The sequence below is a fragment of the Phytohabitans kaempferiae genome (assembly GCF_042433955.1).
Taxonomy (GTDB): domain Bacteria; phylum Actinomycetota; class Actinomycetes; order Mycobacteriales; family Micromonosporaceae; genus Phytohabitans; species Phytohabitans kaempferiae.
This window is the reverse complement of record NZ_JBHLUH010000089.1, coordinates 19,069-36,216: the sequence shown is the minus strand read 5'-3', so window position 1 is coordinate 36,216 and position 17,148 is coordinate 19,069. Positions and strand designations below refer to the sequence as shown.

Annotated in this window: 22 protein-coding genes and 1 pseudogene; 16 read left to right on the top strand and 7 right to left on the bottom strand. The window is 74.0% G+C overall.

Going from position 1 to position 17,148, the window contains the following annotated elements:
* Nucleotides 1–18: 18 nt before the first annotated feature.
* Nucleotides 19–666 (top strand): TetR/AcrR family transcriptional regulator, encoded by a 648-nt coding sequence (locus ACFFIA_RS39385; RefSeq protein ID WP_377261621.1) that lies wholly within the window; start codon nt 19–21, stop codon nt 664–666.
* Nucleotides 666–893, top strand: a complete 228-nt coding sequence (locus tag ACFFIA_RS39380) for a hypothetical protein (RefSeq protein WP_377261618.1) — start codon at nt 666–668, stop codon at nt 891–893. The genes ACFFIA_RS39385 and ACFFIA_RS39380 overlap by 1 nt, the downstream gene beginning before the upstream one ends.
* Nucleotides 894–903: 10 nt before the next feature.
* Here the strand turns inward: ACFFIA_RS39380 and ACFFIA_RS39375 are convergent, their stop codons facing one another.
* A complete protein-coding gene (locus ACFFIA_RS39375; protein ID WP_377261615.1) occupies nt 904–1,755 on the bottom strand; it encodes a TIGR02452 family protein in 852 nt (283 codons plus the stop codon).
* Nucleotides 1,752–2,300: a riboflavin biosynthesis intermediates N-glycosidase gene (gene ybiA / locus ACFFIA_RS39370; protein WP_377261612.1), complete on the bottom strand. Its 549-nt coding sequence runs from the start codon at nt 2,298–2,300 to the stop codon at nt 1,752–1,754. The genes ACFFIA_RS39375 and ybiA overlap by 4 nt, the downstream gene beginning before the upstream one ends.
* A 238-nt stretch (nt 2,301–2,538) precedes the next feature.
* Here ybiA and ACFFIA_RS39365 point away from each other — a divergent pair, with 238 nt between their 5' ends.
* Both ACFFIA_RS39365 and ACFFIA_RS39360 read left to right on the top strand, forming a co-directional pair.
* A complete protein-coding gene (locus tag ACFFIA_RS39365) occupies nt 2,539–3,288 on the top strand; it encodes an NUDIX hydrolase (RefSeq protein WP_377261610.1) in 750 nt (249 codons plus the stop codon).
* A 235-nt stretch (nt 3,289–3,523) separates the two neighbouring features.
* Complete coding sequence (locus tag ACFFIA_RS39360) at nt 3,524–4,783, top strand: BtrH N-terminal domain-containing protein (RefSeq protein ID WP_377261608.1); 1,260 nt, start codon at nt 3,524–3,526, stop codon at nt 4,781–4,783.
* 71 nt (nt 4,784–4,854) lie between these two features.
* On the opposite strand, the gene ACFFIA_RS42650 is transcribed toward ACFFIA_RS39360, so the two are convergent.
* Both ACFFIA_RS42650 and ACFFIA_RS42645 read right to left on the bottom strand, forming a co-directional pair.
* The gene (locus tag ACFFIA_RS42650) at nt 4,855–6,654 is read right to left on the bottom strand and encodes a tetratricopeptide repeat protein (protein ID WP_512700739.1); all 1,800 of its coding nucleotides are present in this window, start codon (nt 6,652–6,654) and stop codon (nt 4,855–4,857) included.
* A gap of 291 nt (nt 6,655–6,945) precedes the next feature.
* Nucleotides 6,946–7,386, bottom strand: a pseudogene (locus tag ACFFIA_RS42645) (AfsR/SARP family transcriptional regulator); the annotation flags it as partial.
* 25 nt (nt 7,387–7,411) lie between these two features.
* Between ACFFIA_RS42645 and ACFFIA_RS39345 the strand changes: the two are divergent.
* The gene (locus ACFFIA_RS39345; RefSeq protein WP_377261606.1) at nt 7,412–7,672 is read left to right on the top strand and encodes a hypothetical protein; all 261 of its coding nucleotides are present in this window, start codon (nt 7,412–7,414) and stop codon (nt 7,670–7,672) included.
* On the opposite strand, the gene ACFFIA_RS39340 is transcribed toward ACFFIA_RS39345, so the two are convergent.
* Nucleotides 7,669–7,929, bottom strand: coding sequence for a hypothetical protein (locus tag ACFFIA_RS39340; RefSeq protein ID WP_377261604.1), 261 nt, complete (start codon nt 7,927–7,929; stop codon nt 7,669–7,671). The genes ACFFIA_RS39345 and ACFFIA_RS39340 overlap by 4 nt on opposite strands.
* 660 nt (nt 7,930–8,589) lie before the next feature.
* Here ACFFIA_RS39340 and ACFFIA_RS39335 point away from each other — a divergent pair.
* The 3 genes from ACFFIA_RS39335 to ACFFIA_RS39325 all read left to right on the top strand — a co-directional run bounded on the left by ACFFIA_RS39335 (nt 8,590) and on the right by ACFFIA_RS39325 (nt 9,968).
* Entirely contained in the window at nt 8,590–8,790 is a 201-nt protein-coding gene (locus ACFFIA_RS39335; RefSeq protein ID WP_377261601.1) for a hypothetical protein, read from the top strand.
* A gap of 65 nt (nt 8,791–8,855) precedes the next feature.
* Complete coding sequence (locus ACFFIA_RS39330) at nt 8,856–9,452, top strand: DUF3558 family protein (RefSeq protein WP_377261599.1); 597 nt, start codon at nt 8,856–8,858, stop codon at nt 9,450–9,452.
* A 129-nt stretch (nt 9,453–9,581) separates the two neighbouring features.
* A complete protein-coding gene (locus ACFFIA_RS39325) occupies nt 9,582–9,968 on the top strand; it encodes a DUF2267 domain-containing protein (protein WP_377261597.1) in 387 nt (128 codons plus the stop codon).
* A 409-nt stretch (nt 9,969–10,377) separates the two neighbouring features.
* Here ACFFIA_RS39325 and ACFFIA_RS39320 read toward each other — a convergent pair whose 3' ends face one another.
* Complete coding sequence (locus tag ACFFIA_RS39320; RefSeq protein WP_377261594.1) at nt 10,378–10,716, bottom strand: STAS domain-containing protein; 339 nt, start codon at nt 10,714–10,716, stop codon at nt 10,378–10,380.
* Nucleotides 10,717–10,851: 135 nt separating this feature from the next.
* On the opposite strand from ACFFIA_RS39320, the gene ACFFIA_RS39315 reads away from it, so the two are divergent.
* Genes ACFFIA_RS39315 through ACFFIA_RS39305 form a run of 3 tightly spaced genes read left to right on the top strand, consistent with a single transcriptional unit; the run spans nt 10,852 to nt 12,578 of the window.
* On the top strand, nt 10,852–11,250 hold the full coding sequence (locus ACFFIA_RS39315) for a phage holin family protein (RefSeq protein ID WP_377261592.1): 399 nt from the start codon (nt 10,852–10,854) through the stop codon (nt 11,248–11,250).
* Nucleotides 11,247–11,609 (top strand): DUF3618 domain-containing protein, encoded by a 363-nt coding sequence (locus ACFFIA_RS39310; protein ID WP_377261590.1) that lies wholly within the window; start codon nt 11,247–11,249, stop codon nt 11,607–11,609. Before ACFFIA_RS39315 ends, ACFFIA_RS39310 begins: the two co-directional genes overlap by 4 nt.
* A 6-nt stretch (nt 11,610–11,615) precedes the next feature.
* The gene (locus ACFFIA_RS39305; protein WP_377261587.1) at nt 11,616–12,578 is read left to right on the top strand and encodes a YihY/virulence factor BrkB family protein; all 963 of its coding nucleotides are present in this window, start codon (nt 11,616–11,618) and stop codon (nt 12,576–12,578) included.
* A 91-nt stretch (nt 12,579–12,669) separates the two neighbouring features.
* On the opposite strand, the gene ACFFIA_RS39300 is transcribed toward ACFFIA_RS39305, so the two are convergent.
* Nucleotides 12,670–12,888: a hypothetical protein gene (locus ACFFIA_RS39300; protein ID WP_377261584.1), complete on the bottom strand. Its 219-nt coding sequence runs from the start codon at nt 12,886–12,888 to the stop codon at nt 12,670–12,672.
* A 494-nt stretch (nt 12,889–13,382) separates the two neighbouring features.
* Between ACFFIA_RS39300 and ACFFIA_RS39295 the strand changes: the two genes are divergently transcribed.
* From ACFFIA_RS39295 to gvpJ, 5 genes are all read left to right on the top strand, one after another.
* Nucleotides 13,383–14,213, top strand: coding sequence for a response regulator transcription factor (locus ACFFIA_RS39295; RefSeq protein ID WP_377261582.1), 831 nt, complete (start codon nt 13,383–13,385; stop codon nt 14,211–14,213).
* A 94-nt stretch (nt 14,214–14,307) separates the two neighbouring features.
* Complete coding sequence (locus ACFFIA_RS39290; RefSeq protein ID WP_377261579.1) at nt 14,308–14,682, top strand: RidA family protein; 375 nt, start codon at nt 14,308–14,310, stop codon at nt 14,680–14,682.
* A 476-nt stretch (nt 14,683–15,158) separates the two neighbouring features.
* Entirely contained in the window at nt 15,159–15,821 is a 663-nt protein-coding gene (locus ACFFIA_RS39285; protein ID WP_377261576.1) for a hypothetical protein, read from the top strand.
* Between the two features lie 5 nt (nt 15,822–15,826).
* Nucleotides 15,827–16,780: an SRPBCC family protein gene (locus ACFFIA_RS39280; protein WP_377261573.1), complete on the top strand. Its 954-nt coding sequence runs from the start codon at nt 15,827–15,829 to the stop codon at nt 16,778–16,780.
* Nucleotides 16,777–17,148: a gas vesicle protein GvpJ gene (gene gvpJ, locus ACFFIA_RS42565; protein ID WP_446686997.1), complete on the top strand. Its 372-nt coding sequence runs from the start codon at nt 16,777–16,779 to the stop codon at nt 17,146–17,148. Before ACFFIA_RS39280 ends, gvpJ begins: the two co-directional genes overlap by 4 nt.

Below are 17,148 nucleotides of genomic sequence, written 5' to 3'. Positions count from 1 at the left end.
TGTTTTGCAAGGAGCGGCATGGCCCCACGTGGTGTGACCCCGGACAGCGGCCCGGATCGGCCCGCCGGCACGCGCCGCCGGCAGGCCCGGGGCGAGCGGCGGATCGGCGAGATCCTGGACGCGGCGGCCGAGGTCTTCGCCGACGCCGGCTACGAGGCCGCGACGACGAACGCGATCGCCGCGCGGGCCGGCATCTCGCCCGGCTCGCTGTACCAGTTCTTCGGCAACAAGGAGGCGGTCGCGCAGGCCCTCGCCGACCGGTTCGCGGCCCAGATGCGCGACGCCCACGCGATCGCCTTCGACGCCACCGACTTCGCCGCCATCGACCTCGACGCGGTACTCGACCGCGTGGTCGACCCGATCGTCGCGTTCAACCTGGCCAACCCGGGGTTCAAGGCTCTCTTCGCCCGCCCGGACATGCCGGCCGGGCTGGCCGGCGCGGCCCAGGCGATCCAGGGCGCGCTGCTCGGTCGCGTGGAGGGCATCATCGCCGCGCGGGCCGCCGGGCTGCCCGAGGACGAGCGGGCGCGCACCGCCCGCGTGGCGATCCAGATCTTCCAGGCGATGGTGCCGATGGTGGTCGCGGCGCGCGGCGACGAGCGGGCGGCCACGGTGGCCGAGCTGAAGAAGGTGCTGCGCGGCTACCTCGCCCCGGTGATCGGCTGATGACGCCGGGGCCGACCGAGCCACCCGCGCTGGTCGCGGCCGGGCCGAGCGTCGCACACCGCTACGCCGCCGTCGACGTGCACTACCCGGCGTCCGGTGGCGCCCACGCGGCGGTGGTGGTCGCGGCCCTGGTCGCCGGCATGGCCGGCCCGCACCGCCTGCCGGACGCCCTCCGCCGCGTCGACAGCCTGGCCCGCGGTCACGCCCTGCCCCGGGCCACCGCCTGAGCGGCGCCGGTCAGCGGCCGCGCTTCCCGCCGCCGGCCGCCGAGGTCGTGGGGCGATCCGCCTCGCCCAGCGTCGCGGCGAACGTGCGGTAGGTCCGGCCGGTGCCGCTCGGGTCGAGCACCGCGAACGTCACGTGGTCGAACGCGTCGACCCGGCACAGCGCCTCGGCGAACGCGGACGCCACCACCGCCGGGTCGTTGCCGAAGACGCCGCAGCCCCACGCGCCCAGCACGAGGCGCCGGTGCCCGTGCGCGGCGGCGACCCGCAGCACGCGTACCGCCCGCCGCTCGATCACCTCGGGGACCGTGGGCACGAGGTCAGGCCGGTTGGCGCGGAGCGCGCCCAGGTTGGGCGCGGCCGCAGTGACCATCGCGGTGCGGTACGGCACCTCCAGCAGCGCCAGCGTGTCGTCGCGGAACACCGGCACACCGGGCGAGTAGATGACCCGGTCGCTGTAGCGCAGGTCGGGGTCGGAGCGGTGGTGCTGGTAGAACGCGGGCTGGGTCTCCAGGCAGGCGTGCAGCGCGGAGGCGCGGGCGACGTCCTCCTCCTGCGCCACCGCGCCCTTGAGGAAGCCGCCGCCGGGGTTGCGGGCGGAGGCGAAGACCAGCGCGGCGGTGCCCTCGCCGAGGCGCCGGGCGGCGGAGAGCGTCGACTCGGTGGTGACCTCGATCCGGGGCGGGCCGGCGGCGGGGGCGCCGGCCGGCAGCTCCTGGTCGGGCAGGTGCAGCCGGGTCCCCTCCATCGCCGCCTCGACCGCCTCGTCGATGTGGACCCAGCCGCCGGAGGGCGTCCGGTAGCGGCCGGCCCGGTAGATGGCGATCGTCTGGACGGCGACCGACCGCAGATCCTGGTTGTTCACAGCTTCTCCCGTACGTCCATGAGCGCGAAGCCGAGCAGGTTGAGCCCGCGCCACCGGAGCGGATGCGGCACGTCGGGATGGCCGGGCGCCATGCCGATGCCCCAGACCCGGTCGAGCGGGCTCGCCTCCACCAGCACGCGGTCGCCGGTCGCGAGCAGGAAGTCGCGCAGGGCGGCGTGCTGCCCGAACTTGGCGAGATTGCCGGCCACCACGATGTCGTACCGGGCGTCGGTCCAGCGCTGCTCGTCGAAGCCGCGCACCTTGCGGCCGGCGGCCTTCGCGGCGCCCGGGCTCACGGCCGCGAGCACGGCGGCGAGCCCTTCCTCGTCCGCGAAGAGGCGCGCTTTCTCCGCCATCATCCAGTGCTCCGCGGTCCGGTAGTCCTCGCCGTCCACAGTGAACTCCGCCGGCCACCACTGGCTCAGGCAACCCGACCCGACCGCCCCGCTCGCGGTGGGCTTGTGCCCCCAGAACGGCGTGATCTTCATCGGCTTGCCGTCCAGCTCCGCGTCACGCAGCGCGGTGAGCCGCTCCTTCGGTGTCATGACGTTCCTCTCTGGAGGGAGCCGGTGCGGGCGGCGGCACCCCACACCGCCTCCGGCGGGGCGGCACCCCGCCGGAGGGCGGCGTCCTCATCGGACTGTTGCCGCAGTGCGATGTGGACGAACTCTTCACTCGGCCGGGGACCTCCCCGGCCGTGGTGCGCGACGTGTCCCGCACCATGCCGAACATCATGACTCAAATTGAGTCGCGACACAACTCATTGTGAGTATCATGCTCTGCGTGACCGTGGACGACCGCCTCACCGGCGAGGACCGCGACTTCCTCGCCAGCTACGACCCCCACGCCTTCCCGCCCGTCGCGGTGACGGTCGACCTGGTGATCCTGACCGTCCGTGACGGCCAGCTCTGCGTGCTGCTGATCCGCCGCGGCGCGCCGCCCCACCGGGGCAGCTGGGCACTGCCGGGCGGGTTCGTCGGTCCGCGCGAGACCCTCGACGAGGCGGCCCGCCGCGAGCTGGCCGAGGAGACCGGGCTGGTCACCGGCGCCCACATGGAGCAGCTCGCCACGTACGGCGATCCCGCCCGCGACCCGCGCATGCGCGTGGTCTCGGTGGCCTACCTGGCGCTGGTACCCGACCTGCCGACCCCGGTCGCCGGCACCGACGCGAGCGAGGCGCGCTACCGCCCGGTGGCCGACCTCGCCGGCGGCGCGGCACCGGCGCTCGCCTTCGACCACGACCGCATCCTCGCCGACGGGATCGAGCGGGCCCGGGCCAAGCTGGAGTACACCGGACTGGCCACGACCTTCCTCGACGAACCATTCACGATCAGTGACCTGCGCCGCGTGTACGAGACCGTGTGGGGCGTCCCGCTGCACGCGGCCAACTTCCGCCGCAAGGTGCTCTCCACGCCCGGCTTCGTCGAGCCGACCGGCGAGAAGCTGGCGACCGGGCGGGGCTGGGCCGAGCTTTACCGCCGCGGTGCCACCGCCCACCTGCACCCCGCGCTCCCCCGCCCGCCCGCGACCTGAGCCCTGCCCGCGGCCGGGCGCCGGCCTGGAAGGGACCGGGCGCACGCGGTACGCTGCGCATGGCGTGTTCCCACGCCCAACCTCCTGACCGGGCTCCCACGCGGCCCGGCACCGCGGAGGCAAAGGGGTGTCCGGCCTCGGGATCCGATCGGTCCGTCGTCTGTCGCACCGCTTGGTCGCAGCGACCGCGCGAGCGTGGGTCCGCGGTGGCACGCGGCCAGGTGAAGGACACACGATGACCAGCGGCAAGCACCTCAAGGCACGGATCCGCGCGCGGATGGCCAAGACCGGGGAGCGCTACAGCACCGCGCGGCGGCACGTCACCGGCGCGAGCGAGCCGGCACCGACCGACCACGGCTGGGCACTGCGCGGCGGCACGCACCCCGACTCGGCCAACCTCGCCAACCTCCTGGCCCACCTCGGCGTGCCGGGGCTCTCCGAGGCGATGGTCCTCGGCATCGGCGGCGGGCTGGGCGCCGGCTACATCCTGTGGGAGTTCAAGGAGCACCGGTACACGCACCTGACGCTCGGCTACCGGTACCGGTGGAACTACATCGACTGGACCGCGCGCACGCTCGACCGGCTCGGCGCGACGACCCGCGTGCACGCCACCGCCGGCGGGAAGGGCGCCGCCGCCGCGCTCAGCGAGCGGCTCGACGCGGGGCAGCCGGCGATCGTCTGGCCCGACCGGCAACTGGTCGGATACTGGCACCTGCCTCCGCACGTCGACGGGTTCGGCGGGCACCCCGTGGTCGTGTACGCGGCGGCCGGCGACGCGGTGCGCGTGGACGACCGCAACGTCGCGCCCCTGACGGTGGAGCGGGCCGCGCTCGACCGGGCCCGGGCGCGCGTCTCCTCGTACCGGAACAATCTGGTGGTGGTCGACGCCGCGACCGCCCCCGCGGACCTGGCCGCGCTCGTGCGCTCGGGGATCGCCGACTGCGTGGCGCACCTGGGCGCGGAGTCGGCGTCCTTCGCGCTGCCCGCCTGGCGCAAGTGGGGCCGCTTGATGACCGACACACGCAACGCCAAGGGGTGGCCCAAGGTCTTCGCCGGCGGCGCCGGGCTGACCGACGCGCTGCTGTCCATATGGGAGGGTGTCGAGCCGGTCGGTGCGTTCGGCGGACACCTGCGCGACCTGTACGCGGACTTCCTCGACGAGGCGGCCCCGCTGGTTGGCGAGACGGGCGCGGCGGCGGAGGCGTTCCGGGAGGCGGGGCGGCGCTGGCACGACGTGGCCGAGGCGGCGCTTCCGGCGGACGTGCCGGAGTACGAGCGGCTGCGCGAGCTGACCGCCGACCTCGCGGCCGGGGTCGCGGCCGGTGACGCGGGCGCGGCGATCCGGGCGGAGGCGGCCGGCGAGCTGTGGGCCTCGCGGGCCGAGTACCACGACAAGCCGCCCGTCGCGGCCGACTACGGCGCGCTCGCCGCTCGGGTCGAGGCGGTGTACGAGGCGGAGCGGGACGCAGTCGACGCCCTGCGCCGCGTGCTGTAGCGGTGGGCGGGCCGGGGATCCGCCGCCTCCCCGGCCCCGCCTGCACACCGACCGGTCGGTCGGCCCGGCACTCAGCGCGGTTCGACGCCCCAGGACGGCGTGAGGCCGGTGTCGAGGCGGGTGAGCTTGGCCCGTACCCGCTCGGCGTCGGGCTCGCGGAGCTGCTCCAGCACCGCGAGCGCGTCCCGCCACGCGCGGCGGGCCCGGACGGCGTCGCCGAGCGCGTCGTACGTGTCGCCGAGGTGGACCAGCGTGTTCGCCTCGCCGTACCGGTGCCCGAGGTCGCGCCGCAGCCGCAGCGCCGTCTCGTACCCCTCGATGGCGCGCCCGTGGTCGCCGAGGTGGTGGTGGGCGTACCCGATGCTGTCCCACGTCGCCGCCTCGGCGACCCGGTCTCCGGTGCCGGCGAGCAGCGCCAGCGCCTCCTCGTTGAAGCGCAGTGACTGGCCGTGGTCGCCGAGCTGGCCGTGGCACCAGCCGACAGTCCCGAGCGCGCGGGCCTTCTGCGCCCGGCTGCCGTCCGCCGGGAAGAGGTCGAGTGCACGCTGGGCGTGCCAGAGCGCCGCCCTCGGCTCGTCCTGGCGTTCGAGCACATAGGACAGTCCATGGTGGGCACGCCCCTGCCCGACCGGGTCGCCCAGCTCGGTGTAGAGGTCGAGGGCGTGCCGCAGGTGCAGCTGGGCGTCGTCGTTGCGGGCCAGCCGCGTGTACGCGTACCCGAGCCCGCGGTGGGCGCGCGCCTGCTCGGTGCGGTGATCCAGCCGGCGGGTCGCCTCCAGCGCCGCCTGGAGGCTGGCCGCCCGGTCGTGCCACAGCCCACGCCACTGTTGGAAGTCGGCGAGTGTCCACACGAGCTGCCAGATGTGCGTGTCGAACATGCCGCGCCCGGCCCGCTCGATCGCCGCGAGCAGCCCGGTGTACTCGGCGCCGAACCACGCCAGCGCCGCCTCCCGCCCGGCCGGCGCGCGGACGGCGACCTCCGGTGCGGCCGGCGCGAGCGGGATCGGCTGGCGCAGCGGCTCGATGAGCAGCGCGGCCGCGTGTCCGGTGTGTACCAGGTGGTCGAGCAGGCGGCGCAGCGCGGCGTCCCGGTCGGCGGCGGTGTCGTGGGCGTGCACGAGCTCGGTGGCGTACGCGCGGAGCAGGTCGTGCAGCGTCCACCTGCCGTCGACGTGCTCGGTCACCAGGTGCGCGCCGGCCAGCTCGGCGAGCACCGGGCGCAGCTTCGCCGGGGGTACGCCGGCCAGGCTGGCCAGCGCGTCCGCCGAGACGTCCGGGCCGGGGTGCAGGCCGAGCAGGCGGAACAGGCGCGCGGCCGGCTCGCTCAGCGTGCGGTACGAGCAGTCGAAGACCGCCCGTACGTCGGTCGCGGTGTCCGGCGAGGCGAACTCGTCCAGGCTGTCCCGGGCGGCGCGGAGCTGGCCGGCGAGCGCGGCGAGCGGGAGGGCGGGACGCTGGGCGGCCCGGGCGGCGGCGAGGGCGAGCGCGAGCGGCAGCCCGGCGCAGCGTTCCACGATCTCGCGGACCGCGACCGGCGCGGCCTGGACCCGCTCCGCGCCGAGCCGTCGGGCCAGCAGCTCGCGCCCCTCGGCGCCGGTGAAGAGGTCAAGCGCCACCGTGTGCGCCCCCTCCACGGCGACCAGCCCGGTGAGCTGGTTGCGGCTGGTGACCAGAACCGCGTTGCCGGGGCCGCCGGGCAGCAGCGGGCGGACCTGCTCGGCGGCGCTCGCGTTGTCCACCACCACGAGCGCGCGCCGACCGTCCATAAGAGAGCGATAGAGCCCACTTTGGCTCTCCACGTCCGGCGGGATCGCCTCGCCCGGCACGCCCAGCGCGCGCAGGAAGAGCGTGAGCGCCTGGCCGGGCGTCATCGCCGGGCGGTGGTCGTAGCCGCGCAGGTTGACCCAGAGCTGCCCATCCGGGAAGCGGTCGGCGGTGCGGCGCGCCCAGTGCAGCGCCAGGGACGACTTGCCCACGCCGGCCGTGCCGCTGACGACCGCGATCGGCGTGGCACCCCGATGGCCGAGCAGCAGTGTGTCCAGCAAGGCCACCTCCCGGACCCGCCCGATGAACGCGGACACCTCGGGCGGCAACTGCCGGGGAGTGGCCGGCAACAGCACCGCCCCGGTCGCGGGCGAGCGGTATCCGCCCAGGATCGCGGCGTGCACCTGCCGCATCTCCTCGCCCGGGTCGATGCCGAGCTCCTCGGCGAGGTGCCGCCGCCCGTCGTGGTACGCGGCCAGCGCGTCGGCCCGCCGCCCGCTGCGGTGCAGCGCGGTCATCAGCTGGACCCAGAACCGTTCCCGCAGCGGGTTGTCCGCGGTCGCCTGGACCAGTTCGCCGATCACCCGCTCGTGCCGCCCGAGCCGCAGGTCCACATCGAACCGTCGCTCCAGCGCGTGCAGCCGCTGCTCGCGCAGGCGCGGCACGGCCTGCTACTGGAGCACGTCCGAGGGTACGTCGGCGAGCGGCTCGCCCCGCCAGTGCGAGAGCGCGGTGCGGAGGGCGGCCGCCTCGCCCGCCGGGTCGGAACGCTCGGCCGCCCGGTCGGCCTCCGCCAGCCCCTGCCGGAAGCGGTCGACGTCGACCTGGTCGGCCGCCACGTCGATGAGGTAGCCGTCCGCGCTGGTGACGATCGCGCCCGCGCCGCCCGCCTCGTCGAGCAGCGCGCAGCCGCACCACCGCGAGCTGGGTCGCGCGGCGGGGGTTCTCCGGCGGCCCGGTGCCCCACATGGCCTCGGCCAGTTCGCGCACCGGTACGGCCCGCCCGCCCCGCAACACCAGCGCGGCGAGCAGGATGCGATGCTTCGGGGAGCGGACCGGCACGACCCGGTCCGCCACCCGCATCTCGAACGGACCGAGCAGCCCGAACGCCAGCGACACGGCTAGTCCGTGTCCCAGGCGCGGCACGTGTTGTCCACATAGGACAGATGCGTGCGGGCGCCCTTCGTCGGCGCCTCTTTGGCGCCGGGCTGGTGGGCGGCGCCAGGGCGGCGCGGGTCCTCGGCGTCTCCTGTCCCGGTGGGCGCGCCGAGGTGGCCGTCTGGGCGCGGCTCGATCCGCGGTCGCTCGATTCGCGGCGGTGGCGAGCCGGCCAGCGCGCGGGGCCGCACCGCCGCCACGCCCTCGCAGCGAATCCTCGACACAGGAAAAGCTCCCACTTCGTCTCTTATACCCGGTTAGCACCAGCGGCCTGCCGACCCTGGCAGTGTTCCAGAAGGCTGCTTCAATTCGCTTTCACGAAGCGCCCCTGGTCGCGCAGCGTAGCTGCCCACAACCGCAGCGAACAGGGAGAATAGCTCCCGGACAACACGCAGCGTACGCGCCGCGGTCCTCCCATCGGGGTATGCCGGCGGAGGGCGACGCGCCTGGCGGCGGCTTCGCCGCCTCGCGGTCAGGCTTGGCGTCGCCGCTCGCGCTGTACCGAGCTTCGGCGGCCGCGATGGGCTGGGCTTCGCCGGTCGCGGTCAGGCCGGACTCGCCGCTCTCGGTCAGGCTGGCTTCGCCGCTCGCGGGTCAGGCTGGCTTCGCCGCTCGCGGTGAGGCGGCGTGAAGCCGGTTTGAAGCTGGCGGCTGGTTGACTCGGCCGTGTCCGCCGCAGTCACAGGAGCATCCGCATGTCCGCAAGGGCCGCCGCAACCGACCCGACACGCCCCACCGTCACCGCGACCGGTTTCCCTCCCGGCCTCACCCGCGCGGTGGCGACGCTCCCAGCGGCAGCGTCGCCACCGGTGGTCGAGACATGACCCCGAGTGGCGGCACGGCCGGCGCCTTCGGCCAGGCCCACGCTGACGGCACGGTGGGCGGTGGCATCACCGCTGGCGCGCCCGGCGCGGCTCGCGGTCGCGGCGCGGCTCACGATGGCGGCGTGGCCGGCGGTCGCGGCGCCGCTGATGGTCGTGACGCTGCTGATGGTCGTGACGCCGCTGATGGTCGTGACGCCGCTGGCGGCCACGACTCCGCTGGCGGTCGTGACGCGGCCCGCGATGCCAGCGGTCGCGGCGTGACTCGCGGCGGTGGTCATGGTGTGAGGGCTCGCGCCGGACACGGGGCCAGGCGCGGGCCAGGTCGGGTGCGCTCCCGCCCGGGCACGACGGGCACCGTCCTGTCCCCCTCGCCGACCGCCGCCGCCATCCTGACCGCGGCGGCCCTGCTGGCGCTCGCCGGCTGCGGAGGGTCCGCGCCGTCCGCCGCACCGCCCGCGACGACCGTCGCCACGAGGGACACGCCCGCTCCACTGAGTCCTTCTACGTCCGCGCCATCCCCGTCGGAGGCCGCCGGCCAACTGTCCGACGTGGACCCGTGCGCACTCCTCCCCGAGCCCGCCGTCGCGCGGCTCGGGCTCACCGACGCCACTCCCAAGACCCTCGGCCAGGCACGCGTGTGCCGCTGGCGCCATGAGGGCACGACCCTGTCGGACAGCTTCACCGTCGGCGTGGAGATCTTCGAACGCCTCGGCCTCGACGACCTGGTCGCCACCGACATCCGCGCCACGACCGTCGGTGACCGCCCGGCGCGAAGCTTCACCGGCCCGGCGGGCGGCTGCGGCATGAGCCTCGGCGTCGGCACCACGGCCCGCGTGGACACCACGGCGGTCGGCGGCGACGAGGCCACCGCGTGCCGGCTCGCCGCCGAGATGGCCAGGGCCGTGGAGCCGTCCCTCCCGTAGCTGGTCGCCGGTGGTCCACGGCCGGTCCCGTCGGAGCGCGGCACGGCGACCGGCCCGGCGGTCCGCTCGGGGTCGCCCACCCGCGCCGGGCGATACGGCCTCACCCCCGTCACCGGCAGGTTGGGGCGCATGACCGAGCTCGCGTTCATCCAGAAGGTCGCCGAGTGGACCGACACCACCACGGACGTCGCCGAGGCCCTCACCGAAGCGACACTGCGTACCCTCGCCCAACGCATCAGCGGCGGGGAGGCCGGCGACCTGGCCAATCGGATGCCGGACGAGCTGCGACCCTACATCCTCAAGGCGCAGGAGTACCCCGAGGCGTTCCCGTACGAGGAGTTCATCCGCCGCGTGGCCGAGGCAACCAACGTCGACCCCGGCACGGCTGAGCGGGGCGTGGCGGCGGTGCTGCACGCGACTCGTGATGTGGTCGGCTACAAGGAGTTCATGGACACGCTCGCGCAGCTGCCCAAGGACCTGGCCAACCTGGCCGCCAGCGACACCGGCCGCACTTGACCGTTCGCCACGCCGGAGCGGCCCACGCCGAGGAATCGAACGCTCAACCACAGGTGGAGACCCGACACTCAACCTCCACGGGACACTGAGGCACCGACCGGTGCGGAGGGCTGCCGCGCTTTCAACCGGGCGACTTCTGTCCGGATACCGCCCTCTCGCGACCCGGCGCCGATACGTGCTGTCACGATGCCGGCATCTGTAGCTGTGTTACGGCGACCGGCCGTAGCGGCACAACGAGGAGGGGCGCTGATCGGCGCGCCGGGGCCGGGGCCGCTGCGGGGCTGCGAGCAGCCGATGATTGTCCACAGTGGAGGAATCCTGGCGCAGGTCTGGATCCCGCGGCCACCACATCGCCGCCCCACAGCCAGCGGCGAGGAGGAGGACAGGCTGGCCGGTGGCGGTGACCCGGTCAGCTCTCCTCGGTGAACACCGTCAGCAGGCCGGTGACATCGAGAAGCCGGCGGACCTGCGGCTGTGGGCTGCTCACCGCGAGCGTGACGCCCTCGGCGCGGGCGCGTTGGTGGGCGTACACGAGCGCGCTCAGGCCGGTCGAGTCCAGGAACGTGACGCCACCGAGGTCGACGCTGAGGGTCCGGGGGCGCGCGTCGAGCGACTCGGACAGGTGTGCGCGGAACCGCCCGGCGGAGATCACGTCGACCTCGCCAGCCACCACGAGCCGGATGCCCTCGCCTTTGCGTACGGCGGACACAGAAAGCTCGGACGGACCTGCGCCGAGGTCGTCGACCATGATCAACCTTTCGTCGCTACGGGTGCACCACAGAAAACAGCGTCCAGCGGCCGCTGAGCGTTACCCCCGGGGGTGCGTTTCAGGCGGAGGGCGACGGGCATCACTGCCATCATCGGCAGTGAGGAGTGAGCGACCATGTCCGACGCCACGCACGGCGCGGGTACAGGTGACCTTGTCCGCCAGGCGGCCGAACAGATCTCCCGGCTCGTCCGCGACGAACTGGCCCTGGCCCGCGCGGAGATGATGCAGAAAGGCAAACGCGCCGGTGCCGGTGCCGGCCTGCTGGGCGGAGGTGGCGTCGCCGCGCTCTACGGCGTCGCGGCGCTGGTCGCCACGGTGGTGCTCGCCCTCGCCGAGGCGATACCGGCGTGGCTCTCGGCCCTGATCGTGACGGTGGCGCTCTTCGCCGTCGCGGGCGTGCTCGCGCTCGTCGGGCGGCGGCAGGTCGCCCGGGCCGTGCCGCCGGTGCCGCGTGAGGCGGCCCGCAGCGTGCGCGCCGACATCGGCGAGGTCCGGGAGAGGGCGCAGCGATGAGCGCGAACGAGCCCACGCCAGCACCGCCTTCCGACCCGGACGCGCTCCGCGCCGAGATCGAGCGGACCCGCGACGACCTGGGCGACACCGTCAACGCGATCGCCGCGAAGGCGGACGTCAAGGCGCGCGCGAAGAGCGCGGCCGGCGAGGCACGGGGCCGGATGCAGGACACCGCGACCGTCGCGACCGAACAGGCGACGCTGCGGGCGAGCGAGGTCAGGGAGAGGGTGCGCCAGCGCCCCGCTCCCGTCGCCGCCGCTGCCGGCGGCCTGCTCGCGGTCGTGGGTACCATCATGATCGTCCGCCGCTGGCGGGCGAAAGCCCACACGCCTGAACGGCGGTGGCAGCGGGCGCGGTGACCGGCGGTGTCCGCCCGCCCGCCGCCGGACCGCACGGCGCGGCTCGGCGCCAGCGCCTGGTGGGGCGTGCTCCGGCGCACCGTCCGCGAGTCCGGCGAGGACCGGCTGACCGACTGGGCGGCGGCACTCACCTACTACGCCATGCTCTCCGTCCTTCCCGGCCTGCTCGTCCTCGTCTCGGTGCTCGCGCTGCTCGGCGCCCCGGCGCTCCAGCCGCTCATCGACAACATGGACGCGATCGCGTCCGGCCCGGCCGCAGAGCTCCTCACCGAGGGAACCCACAGCCTCGCCGACGCGCACGGGTACGCCGGGATTCTCGCGGCGGCGGGCGTGGCCGGCACGCTGTGGGCGGCGAGCGGCTACACCGCGGCCTTCATGCGCGCCGCCAACACGGTCTACGACGTGCCGGAGGGGCGGCCGGCCTGGAAGACCGTGCCGATCCGGCTGGGCGTGACCGTCGTGGTGGGCCTGCTGCTGGCGGTCAGCGCGCTGACGGTGGTGCTCACCGGCGACCTGGCGCGGCGCGTCGGTGAGGCGTTCGGCGTCGGGCCAGCACCGGTCACCGTCTGGGAAATCGTCAAATGGCCGATCCTCGTGGGGATCGTCAGCCAGCTGTTCGCGCTGCTCTACTGGGCCTCGCCCAACGCGCGGCAGGGCGGCTACCGCTGGGTCAGCCCGGGCGGCCTGCTCGCGGTGGCGCTGTGGATGCTCGCCTCGGCCGGCTTCGCCGCATACATCGCGAACCTCGACCCGTTCAACAGGACGTACGGCGTACTTGGTGCCGTCATCATTTTCTACGTCTGGCTGTGGACATCCAACCTCGCCGTGCTGGTGGGCGCGGAGTTCGACGCCGAACTGCACCGCGCGCGGGCCATCGCCGCCGGCCACCCTGTGGACAGCGAGCCGTACGTCGAACTCCGCGACACGCGCAAGCTCAGGCCTGTGGACGACGACGCCGACCTCGGCTGACGGCGTATCCGGTGCGCCAGCGCCGGTACCGTCGCCGTCCCTGCCGTCCGCAGGGCCTGCCGTCCGCGCACGGGCACGCCGACCGGCTTGGCTACGACAGTCGGGGGTCGCCCGGCGCCGGCGTGCCCCATCGCGCGGGCACGGCCGCGGCCAGCTCGCTCCCGGAGACCGGGCGCCGCTCGTCGTGCCAGCACACAGTGAGCGGCACGTCGAAGGAAAACTCCACATTGGTCCCGTCGTCGAACGAGAGCATCACGTGCGTGTCAGGGCCGGCGGGGTGGTTGTCGAGCCACTGGACGTGCTCCACCACCGCGGGTCAGGGCGCCGTCCAGGCCGACCAGGCGATACCCCTCCTCGACGTCTTGGGCGGCCACCGGCCACAGGGGCGGGAGGCGCTTCGCGACCCGTTCGTCGCGGTGGCACCTGACCATGATCGGCATCCTAGTGCGGCGACACCGACGTTCACCGGTGACCGGCGGCCTCCGACAGCACAAGCGTCCGTCCGATGGCCGAGGAACGCGACGGCGTCCGCCGCGCCGGCTTGTCCGAAGTGGAGGCTCCCGGACTCTCGACACCGCGTCCGACACACGTGGTCCAGAGTGGACGATATGCTCGCCCGACGCGGCGGCCCGAGCGATTTCCTGGACCGCGACAGATAATCCGCCGGAAACATAAATCCGGAGTTACACCATCAGGATCCAATTCACGAGCAATTTACCGGGCGGCCGTAAATGCGTTTCCGCGCTAACCGGTCGCACTCCCGGAGCGGGCTACAATTGGCGCGCTTCCGGGGGGACGATACGCATGCCAATGATCAATATCATGCTGGCGGCCGAGCCGTCCCTGCTGCGCGACGGCGTGCGCGCGGTGCTGCAGGGCGTCGATGATTTCGCGCTCGTGGGCGAGACGTCGGGCGGCTCCGCGGCCGTCGCCGGGGCCGCCAGCCTGGCGCCCGACGTCGTGGTGCTCGACGGCCGCGCGGCCGGCCTGAGCACGGCCGCCGCCCTCATCCGCGGGCAGGACCCGGCCGCCGCCGCGACGCCCGGTCCAGCAACCGTCACGACACGTGGTCCAGCAACCGCCGCGACACGCGGTCCAGCAACCGTCACGACACGCGGTCCAGCCACCGCCGCGACACGTGGTCCAGCAACCGTCACGACACGCGGTCCGGCCGCCGGCGCCGGCGTCGTGGGAGGTGACCCGGCTGACCGCCCTCGTCCCCGGATCGTCCTGCTGGCGGGCGCTGTCGACGACGTGCCGATCGATCCGGCCGCCCGGACGGGCATCGACGGATACGTGCTCACGGCCGAGGCCGGCACGAGCCTCATCGCGGCGGTCCGGGCGGTCGCGGCCGGGCAGGCGTGGCTGTCGCCGCCGTTCGCCCGGCGGTTGCTCGACCTCTACCGCGCGGCGCCGACGCCCCGGCCCCGGCCCGCCGGCGGGCGGCGGTTGAGTGAGCGGGAGCGGAGCGTGCTGCGGCTCGTCGCGCACGGGCGCACCAACGCGGAGATCGCCCACGAGCTGGTGCTCGGCGAGTCCACGGTGAAGACCCACGTCTCCCGGCTGCTGACCAAGCTCGAGCTGCGCGACCGCGTGCAGCTCGCCGTCTTCGCCCATCACCACGGTCTGACCTAATGATCTGTTCCGAGGGCTGACGCGTCACGACCCCTGAGCGTCGCCGACGCCCAGGGCCGGTCGACCTCGGCCTCCAGACCGAGGGGTCGGGTCCGTGCGTGGCGAGAAGTTGCCTCTATGTGGAGGGGCGGAAACTCGCCACGGGAGGCACGCCGAGCCGTCCACCGCCACCGCGAAGGCGGCGTCCCGAGCCGACAGCGCCGGCCGGCCCGTCCGCGGCCCGACGGATACAGCCACGTGGCCTCCGTCGGTCCGGGCGGCTGGCTGTGCCGCCCTGGCCGCGGCGGGCGCCACCAGGGGCGACGTCTTCAAGCTCACCTTCTACGTCGTCGACACCTCCGCGCTGGCGACGGTAGGGGCCGTGCGAGACGAGTTCGTCGAGCGCCCGCCGACCAGCTCGCTCGTCCAGGTGGCGGGTCTGTTCCGGCCGGATCTGCTGATCGAGATCGAGGCGGTCGCCGACAGCTGAGCGATTTCGTCACCGCGGGGACGACCCACACCGTCGCGCCGACCGGCCGCACCAAAGCGAAGGCTCGATTTCGGCGTAGCCATTTTCCGACCTCCCAGAACATTTCTCGCCGCCCCATTCACCGGACACGAGAAAAGAGGCGAGGAGGTTTCCCGCTCCTTGACCGATACGCGAGGTGCATCCGATCCGTGCCCCGGTGCGAGCCTCGCCACCTTGACGTTTCCCCTGCGTGCAACGCCCGGATCACGCGCCGCCCAGGGATGGGGTCCGGCGCTCGCGGCCGCTCTGAAATGGCTGCTCAGCTGCGCGCCGTGTCCTAAGTCACACCATGTGAGATGTCGTTTTCTGATGGCCGATACGCGGGTACCGACGGCGGCTAGATCACCCCCGAGGAATGACGAACCATCACCCCCGAGGAATGACGAACCATCACCCCCGAGGAATGACGAGCCGCATTCGGCGAAGGAGACGTGGAAATGAATCGAACAACACAGATAGCCCTGGCGGCTGGCGCCGGGTACGTGCTCGGCCGCCGCCGGAACCTGCGGCTGGCGCTCGTCCTCGGTAGCGCGGTGGCGGCCGGGCGGTTGAGCCGCGATCCACGGACGCTGGTGCGCCAGGGCGCGAAGATGCTCGGTGGATCCGGTGAGCTGGGCAAGCTGGCCGGACTCGGCGCTCCGCTCGTCGCCGCCACGAAGGCCGCCGCCACCAACGCGGTGACCCGGCGCGTGGACTCGGTCAGCGCCGGCCTGCGCCAGCGGGCAGACCTCCTTCGCGAGCCGAGCCGGGCCGCACCGGACGACGTCAGCGACGAGTCCGACGAGTCCACGGACGACTCCGCGCAGCCCCGCCGCCAGACCCGGGCCGGTACGCGCCGGCGCGGCGGCCCGGGCCGGCGCGGACGCACGTCCGAGCCCGACGACGCGGAGGCCGACGACACCGAACCGGACGACCTGGCCGACGACGACGCCGACGACCTCGGCTACGAGGAGCCGGAAGCCGAGGCCGACGAGGACGGTGACGCCGAGGCCGACCTCGACGACGAAGACCCGGACGACCTCGAAGACGAGCCTCCCGCCCCACGCCGCCAGGCGCGACGGGCCAGCGCCGCCGCCCCGGTGCGGCGGCGGGGCAGGTGAGCCCGATGGCGAAGACAGCGAGCAAGGTCGCCGGCGGAGGCTCGGCGAGCCAACTCGGTGACGCGGTACGCGACCTGCTGGAAGCCGCGGCGCAGCGGGCCGTGTCGAGCGCGGCCGGCCGGTTGGGCAACGCCACCGAGCGGATGACCAAGTACGCCGAGGGCGGCGGTCCGGGCCTGGCGGCCGCCGCCACCGGTGCCCGCCGACTGGCCGAGGGCTCCTCACCGGTCAAGGCCGGGCTGAGCGCCGGACTGGCCGCCGCCAAGGCGAAGGTGAAGGCGGCGCTCGGCCGAGGCAAGGGCGCGAAGAACAAGGTCAAGGTGACGAACATCGTCGAGGCGGTGGACGTCGGCGTTCCGGTGCGGGTCGCCTACAACCAGTGGACCCGGTTCGAGGACTTCCCCAAGTTCATGAAGAAGCTCGGGAACGTCGAGCGCACCTCGGAGGAGAAGTCGACCTGGAAGGCACAGGTCTTCTGGTCGCACCGGACCTGGGAGGCCACGGTCGTGGAACAGGTGCCCGACCGGCGGATCGTCTGGCGTTCCACCGGAGCCAAGGGATCGGTGGACGGCACGGTGACGTTCCACGAGGTCGCCCCGGAGCTGACCCGGGTCCTGCTGGTGCTCGAGTACCACCCCCAGGGTCTGTTCGAGCGGACCGGCAACCTCTGGCGTGCCCAGGGCCGGCGGGCCCGGCTCGAACTCAAGCACTTCGCGCGGCACGTCATGACCCAGAGCATCCTGCGCCCGGACGAGATCGAGGGCTGGCGCGGCGAGATCCACGACGGGCAGGTCGTCCAGGCGGACGGCGACGACGGCGGGGCCGAGGACGGCGAGTCCGGCCCGGAACGCGGTGAGGCCCGGCGGCCGAGCCGGTCCGGCCGCGACACGCACGACCGGGCACGCCGCGGTCGAGCCGGCGAGAACCGGGAACGCCCGACGAAGGGGAGGCAACGATGACAGACCTGGTCCCGGCATCCGGCGGTGCGTCACAGGGCGGCAGCGGCTCGGACCTGGCCGAGGTGGTGTCCACGATCCTCGACAAGGGACTGGTCATCGACGCCCAGGTGACGGTCAGCCTGGTCGGCATCCGGCTGCTGAGCATCGACGCCCGGGTCGTGGTGGCCAGCGTGGACACGTACCTCAGGTTCGCCGAGGCGACAAACCGGCTCGACCTGTCGGCGACCCGGGACAAGGGCCTGCCGGACCTCGTGGCGGGTCCGAAGGGTGGGCTGATGGAGAAGGCCGGGGACGCGCTCGGCGAGCTCGTCGGCGGGTCCGGCGATCGGGAACGCGCGCCGCGCCGCCAGCGCCAGCGGGAGGACTGA

Excerpts from the sequence above, each read along its gene's own strand:
- ACFFIA_RS39325 (WP_377261597.1), top strand. The coding sequence starts at position 9,582 with ATGACCGAGCTCGCGTTCATCCAGAAGGTCGCCGAGTGGACCGACACC.
- ybiA (WP_377261612.1), bottom strand. The coding sequence starts at position 2,300 with ATGACACCGAAGGAGCGGCTCACCGCGCTGCGTGACGCGGAGCTGGAC.
- ACFFIA_RS39385 (WP_377261621.1), top strand. The coding sequence starts at position 19 with ATGGCCCCACGTGGTGTGACCCCGGACAGCGGCCCGGATCGGCCCGCC.
- ACFFIA_RS39360 (WP_377261608.1), top strand. The coding sequence starts at position 3,524 with ATGACCAGCGGCAAGCACCTCAAGGCACGGATCCGCGCGCGGATGGCC.
- ACFFIA_RS39320 (WP_377261594.1), bottom strand. The coding sequence starts at position 10,716 with ATGGTCGACGACCTCGGCGCAGGTCCGTCCGAGCTTTCTGTGTCCGCC.
- ACFFIA_RS39295 (WP_377261582.1), top strand. The coding sequence starts at position 13,383 with ATGCCAATGATCAATATCATGCTGGCGGCCGAGCCGTCCCTGCTGCGC.
- ACFFIA_RS39315 (WP_377261592.1), top strand. The coding sequence starts at position 10,852 with ATGTCCGACGCCACGCACGGCGCGGGTACAGGTGACCTTGTCCGCCAG.
- ACFFIA_RS42650 (WP_512700739.1), bottom strand. The coding sequence starts at position 6,654 with ATGACGCCCGGCCAGGCGCTCACGCTCTTCCTGCGCGCGCTGGGCGTG.
- ACFFIA_RS39285 (WP_377261576.1), top strand. The coding sequence starts at position 15,159 with ATGAATCGAACAACACAGATAGCCCTGGCGGCTGGCGCCGGGTACGTG.
- ACFFIA_RS39380 (WP_377261618.1), top strand. The coding sequence starts at position 666 with ATGACGCCGGGGCCGACCGAGCCACCCGCGCTGGTCGCGGCCGGGCCG.
- ACFFIA_RS39280 (WP_377261573.1), top strand. The coding sequence starts at position 15,827 with ATGGCGAAGACAGCGAGCAAGGTCGCCGGCGGAGGCTCGGCGAGCCAA.
- ACFFIA_RS39310 (WP_377261590.1), top strand. The coding sequence starts at position 11,247 with ATGAGCGCGAACGAGCCCACGCCAGCACCGCCTTCCGACCCGGACGCG.
- gvpJ (WP_446686997.1), top strand. The coding sequence starts at position 16,777 with ATGACAGACCTGGTCCCGGCATCCGGCGGTGCGTCACAGGGCGGCAGC.